Annotated in this window: 1 protein-coding gene; it reads right to left on the bottom strand. The window is 39.0% G+C overall.

Annotated features, from left to right (window positions below; genetic code table 11):
* The coding region (locus Q0590_RS37190; RefSeq protein WP_302042759.1) for a right-handed parallel beta-helix repeat-containing protein at positions 1-1755 on the bottom strand (1755 nt) is incomplete at both ends.

Raw genomic sequence — 1755 nt, 5'->3', positions numbered from 1 at the left:
AACGGTAGGGAGGCACCCCCCCGGTTGCGCTTACCACAGCACTGCCACTGCTCTGTCCATAACATAGGATAGGCTTTGAACCGATTTTTATCTCCAAGGGTGAAACTATATTCAGTTCTCCTGATTGTTTAATCAATACTTCAGAAGCGAAAGATTCCAGGTTTAAGTTACCTGACTTACTCTCCCCTCTACCATTTATATAGGTAATCCCATTAAAAGAAATTGTTTTACTCGTATTACCTGTATTATATTCCAGACGTACATGCTCAGGATCTATAGCTACGTCTGCTTCATACAATTCTATATTATCTATCCAAACGGTACCATCAGTTTCTGCTATCTCAAATCTTAAAGAAGCTTGCGCTAAGGAACTACTCGGTTCAATCAGGAACTCGTGTTCAATGCGCTTACCAGACGATTTGAATGATTTTCGTTCAATTGTTTGATAAGGTGAAGTATTGTTCATTAAAATAACTTTTACCGTGCGATCTGTATTGGCGCTTATAAAACTGAATTTTAATAGATACTTCTTACTTTCATCAATGTTTCCCACAACAGCTGCTGCCTGCCCAATAGCTTTCTGGTCTGCTACTTGTGCAAATGACATTCGTAAACTACCACCGCTTAATTTATTCGTATTATCCCAATCAGCTCTTAAATTACCTGAAGCCGACAATTTCATTATCCCATTTATGTTTGAGTCGAAACTTTTATTTGGATACTTATTGCTGCCAATTAATTGATTGACCTTATAATGAGGCACAGGCGTATTCTCTACAGAACCTGATTCAAATCCAAATACGGTTTTCCATTTTGGGAGATTATAAGTAGTAATAACTTGTGAGCTTGTATAACGTCCGCTAATAGTAGTTACGGCATCCACACTTCCTTTAATAGCCCTCGTGTAGTAATTACTTTCGAATGTGCCAAACTGGGAGATGTCATTATCTTTCGTAATCAAGTTCATTAGCCCCTGATCGGGTGTATTAGCTACCAATACATTATTTTTAAAAACCACATTGCGGATAGGTTTATCAGGCGCTACTTTATCGTGTTCATACTTTACTTGATAGTCGCGGTTGTCAAAAAAGGTATTACTATGGATGTTCAGGTTGTGTGAGTTATGCACATATATGCCATTTGTACATTTACTGACCGTATTGCGGGCAATCTCCACATTGGCTGTGTTATCGTCCATATAAATACCCTTAACTAAATATAAGTCAGGATTCGCTGTTCCTTCCGGCGCGCCTGTACCCTTAAGAATAATGTTATCGGTTACCTTCTGATTGCTTAATTCTGCTGCATCAGCCATATTATTCCAGGTATGAATGGCTCCGCCATCATCTTTGATATAACAGAAGTTCTCTACATAATTTTTCCGGACAATGCTGTTGTTGCCACGGAAAGACAATGGTACATAGCCATTATTAATAATGCTGTTATTTTCAATCAACGCATTATGTCCGATTGCCATAATAGCCTGATAGGTAAAATTATTACTTCCTCCCATGCCAGCTATATAGCCAACATTCTTCACTTGATTGTTGCGGATGATGGCTCCCGGACATTGCCATATTAGGCCTATTCCATTATTTAAAGCACCTTCAATAACAGAGTTTTCTACAGTAAGGTTTGTAGTGTAAGATCCTCCGATAGCATCGCCTCCAGAGAAGGTAATGTTGCAATTGGCTACTGTGACATCAGTGGTTCTTTCCACATCAAAGGTGCGGAAGTTGAAACCTTCGAAAGCTA

The organism is Rhodocytophaga aerolata, assembly GCF_030503435.1.
GTDB classification, from domain to species: Bacteria; Bacteroidota; Bacteroidia; order Cytophagales; family 172606-1; genus Rhodocytophaga; species Rhodocytophaga aerolata.
This window is presented reverse-complemented; position numbering and strand designations above follow the sequence as displayed.